The 3,968-nt window shown below is 73.8% G+C and carries 3 protein-coding genes and 1 pseudogene; 2 read left to right on the top strand and 2 right to left on the bottom strand.

Annotation, left to right across the window (positions count from 1 at the left end):
• A pseudogene (locus GA0115240_RS35250) lies at nt 1–404 on the top strand (hypothetical protein); the annotation flags it as partial.
• A gap of 49 nt (nt 405–453) precedes the next feature.
• Here GA0115240_RS35250 and GA0115240_RS35245 read toward each other — a convergent pair.
• Together GA0115240_RS35245 and GA0115240_RS35240 are read right to left on the bottom strand one after the other, a co-directional pair.
• Entirely contained in the window at nt 454–1,185 is a 732-nt protein-coding gene (locus GA0115240_RS35245) for a class I SAM-dependent methyltransferase (RefSeq protein ID WP_093743232.1), read from the bottom strand.
• A gap of 138 nt (nt 1,186–1,323) precedes the next feature.
• Nucleotides 1,324–3,150: an AMP-dependent synthetase/ligase gene (locus GA0115240_RS35240; protein WP_093743230.1), complete on the bottom strand. Its 1,827-nt coding sequence runs from the start codon at nt 3,148–3,150 to the stop codon at nt 1,324–1,326.
• 323 nt (nt 3,151–3,473) lie between these two features.
• Here GA0115240_RS35240 and GA0115240_RS35235 point away from each other — a divergent pair.
• The coding region (locus GA0115240_RS35235; RefSeq protein WP_256070220.1) for a DinB family protein at nt 3,474–3,968 on the top strand (495 nt) is incomplete at its 3' end.

Below are 3,968 nucleotides of genomic sequence, written 5' to 3'. Positions count from 1 at the left end.
GCCCCGGTGGCGGCGAACACGAGCTGGCCACCGGCCGGATCACCGGCCCGGACCCGCTGGGCCCCTTCGGTGACGGGGCGGCGGCGGCCGTGCTGCGGACCGATGGCTTTCCGCACACCGCCGATCTGATGGTCAATTCGGCGTGCGATCCGCTGACCGGCGCGGTGCACGCGTTCGAGGAGCAGGCCGGCTCCCACGGCGGCCTGGGCGGCCCGCAGAGCCGGCCCTTCCTGCTCCATCCGGCCGAACTCCCGGTGCCCGGCGGCGCCGTGACCGGCGCGGAATCGCTGCACGCGGTCTTCCGCGACTGGCTCGCGGGGCGGCCGGCGCGGCCCGCCGGCGGGCTCGTCCCACGGGCGCGGGAGGAGGCGGCCGGCTCGGTCGCGGGACCGGGACCGGGCTGAGGCGCGCCGACGGCGAGCGGGAACAGGCCGGCTCAGCACGCTCGGCGGCTCAGGCCTCCTTGCGCAGCGCCAGCAGCCGGTACACGGGATCGGCCCGCGGCACCTCGGGGTCCGGCAGGCACGACAGGCGCGAGACGAGTGCCTCCGCCTGCTGCTCGTCCAGCGTCAGCGCCGACCCGTAGTCGCCGCGGGCCACGTCCGCGGCGGTGCCCATCGGCGACCGGCCCTGGCCGTGACCGGTGAAACGGGCCTCGCCCACCCGCCGCAGGCCGTGCTCGGAGGCCACCGCCAGGACCCGCGGCGCCGCGTCGTACGCCCGGCGCACCCGGAAGGGCGCCAGCAGCTCCTCCACATCGCTGTCCATACCGTGCCCGGCGTCCTTGTCGACCGTCGTCACGAACAGCCCGCCGGGCCGCAGCACCCGGGCGCACTCCGCGACCACCGAGGGCGCGTCCGGCAGCAGGTGCAGCAGCCACACCGAGCTCACCGCGTCCAGCGTGCCGTCGGCGAAGGGCAGCCGGTGGCAGTTCCCGAGCACCAGCCCCGCGCCGAGGCGGCCGGCGGCCAGGTGCGCCATCCCGGGCGAGGAGTCCACCCCGAACACCCGCAGCCCCGGGCGGCTCAGCCGCTCGGTGACCAGACCGGTGCCGCACCCCACGTCCAGCAGGGTGCGGGCCCGGTCCGGCACCAGCGCGAGAATCGCCCGTGCCGCGGACCGCGCCCTGGGCACACCCCCGCGGGTCGCGTCGTAGCGCGCCGCCTCGACGTCGTAGTCCAGCATGTGGGACATCGTAGGGCGCCCACATGAACAGGGCTTGTCCCGGCGTCTTGCGCCCCGGTTACGTAGTGGGGCGCAAGTAAACATCGTGGTGCGCCGCGCGCGGCCGGCGATCCCTGCGCCGCCGGGTCCGGGGGCCCGTCAGGCGCCGTACAGCGCCTCGACATCGGCCGCGTACGCGCTCTCGATCGCCCGCCGCTTCAGCTTCAGCGACGGGGTGAGCGTGCCGCGCGCCTCGGAGAACTGGCCGGCCAGGATCCGGAAGGTGCGGATCGACTCCGCCTGCGAGACCAGGGTGTTGGCGGCCACCACCGCGCGCCGGATCTCGCTTTCCAGGTCGTGGTCGCGGACCAGCTCCGCCGGGCTCATGGCCGGCTTGCCGCGCATCGTCAGCCAGTGCGTGACCGCCTCCTGGTCCAAGGTGACCAGGGCCGCGACGTACGGGCGGTTGTTGCCGACGGCTATGCACTGGGCGACCAGCGGGTGGGCGCGGACCCGGTCCTCCAGCGGGGTGGGGGAGACGCTCTTGCCGCCGCTGGTGACCAGGATCTCCTTCTTGCGGCCGGTGATGGTCAGATAGCCGTCCTCGTCGAGCATGCCGAGGTCACCGGTGGCCAGCCAGCCGTCCCGCAGGACCTCGCCGGTGGCCTTCTCGTCGTTGAGGTAGCCGCCGAAGATCTGGCCGCCGCTCAGCCAGATCTCGCCGTCCTCCGCGATCAGCACCGTGGTGCCCGGCACCGGCAGGCCCACCGTGCCGAACCTGGTCTGCTCCGGCGGATTCGCGGTGGCCGCCGCGGTGGACTCGGTCAGGCCGTAGCCCTCGTAGATGGTGACGCCGGCGCCGCAGAAGAACAGGCCCAGCCGCCGCTCCATCGCCGACCCGCCGGAGATGCCGTGCCGGATCCGGCCGCCGAGCGCGTCGCGCACCTTGCTGTACACCAGCTTGTCGTAGAGCTGGTGCTGCATCCGCAAGGAGGCGCTGGGACCGGGGCCGGTGCCGAACGCCCGCGCCTCGGTCGCCTCCGCGTGCCGGACCGCGACATCCACCGCCTTGTCGAAGACCGCGAGCCGCCCGCCCGCCTCGGCCTTGCGGCGCGCGGACCGGAAGACCTTCTCGAAGACGTAGGGCACCGCCAGCACGAAGGTGGGGCGCAGGCTGGCGAAGTCCCGGATCAGATCGGGCGCGGCCATGCTCGGCTGGTGGGCCAGCCGGATCCGGTGCCGCACGCAGGCCACCTCCACCATCCGCCCGAAGACATGGGCCAGCGGCAGGAACAGCAGCGTGGACGGCACCTCGCTCGGCTTGTCGGCGAACACCGGCTGCCAGCGCGCCACCACATTGTCGGTCTCGGCCATGAAGTTGGCGTGGGTGATCACGCAGCCCTTGGGCCGCCCGGTGGTGCCCGAGGTGTAGATGACGGTCGCGACGCCCTCCGGGGTCACCGCCAGCCGGTGCCGCTCCACCACGTCGTCGCCGATGTCCCGGCCGGCTTCGGACAGTTCGGCGACGCAGTCCGCGTCCAGCTGCCACAGCCGGGTCAGCCGGGGCAACTCGTCCACGGCCGCGCCGATCGTCATCGCGTGGTCCTCGTGCTCCACGACGGCGGCGACCGCGCCCGAGTCGTGCAGCATCCACCGCACCTGGTCGGAGGAGGAGGTGGGGTAGACCGGTACGGACTGGGCCCCGATCGTCCACAGCGCGAAGTCGAACAGGGTCCACTCGTAACGGGTGCGCGACATCAGCGCCACCCGGTCGCCGAACCGCACGCCCTCGGCCAGCAGCCCCTTGGCCACCGCGAGGACCTGATCGCGGAATTCGGCGGCCGTCACATCGAGCCAGCCACCCTGTCCGTCCGCGCGGCAGAGCACCACGGCATCCGGGCTCAGCGACGCGTTCACGAAGACGGCGTCCGCCAGGCCTCCTGCCTGTGGTGTCGTGACCAGTGGGGACACAGTGAACTGACGCAACTGGTGTTCTCCTAGGGGACGCTTGCGGGCCCGTAAGGTATCCGATCCCCGCAGTCGGCGGGAGAGCTGCGGCGGTAACCGAGTTTTCGGACGTTTGTGCTGGTTGGCCCTGCATCCCGGGCCTGACAAGGGGGCCGCCGCGATTCTCCTCCCGGCGGCCGCCCGGCGGGAGTCGCGGATCTGCACGAAATCTGCGCTCCCCGGTCACGGTCGCTCCATTCCGCCCGGCCGCCGGGCCCGGGAGCAGGTCAGGGCGCCGTACCGGCAGGTCCGGCGCCCGGCGCGGAGCGCGACCGGGCGCCTCTCCTCGATAGCGTGGCGCGGTGACCGACACGAGCCGACCTACCCAGCCGACCGGTACCGCGGGGGAGCGGCCCGTGCCGCCACCGGCCCCGCCGCAGCCCGCCGACCTGCGCCCGCCCGAGGCGAACACGGACGAGCGGACCACCCTGCTCACCTTCCTGCGCTACCTGCGCGAGGCCGTCATCCGCAAGGCCGAGGACGTTCCGGACGCCGCCGCCCGCACCTCGGCCGTACCCTCCGGGACCAGCCTGCTCGGCCTGGTCCGGCACCTCGCCGCGGTCGAACTCAACTGGTTCGTCTGGGCCTACCAGGGCCCCGACCGCGAGCCGTGGGACGACGACACCACCCCGGCCGGCGGTGAGACCGTCGCGAGCGCGGTGGCCGCCTACCGGGACGCGATCCGGCAGGCCGACGCGGTGATCACCGGCTGCGACGACCTGGGCCGGCCCGGTGCCCGCTCGCTGCGCGAGACCGCCCCGCCGTCGATGCGCTGGATCCTCGTGCACATGATCGAG

It is taken from the genome of Streptomyces sp. DvalAA-14, assembly GCF_900091855.1.
Classification (GTDB): Bacteria; Actinomycetota; Actinomycetes; order Streptomycetales; family Streptomycetaceae; genus Actinacidiphila.
The sequence above is the reverse complement of the archived record's forward strand: the minus strand, read 5'-3'. Positions and strand labels throughout refer to the sequence as shown.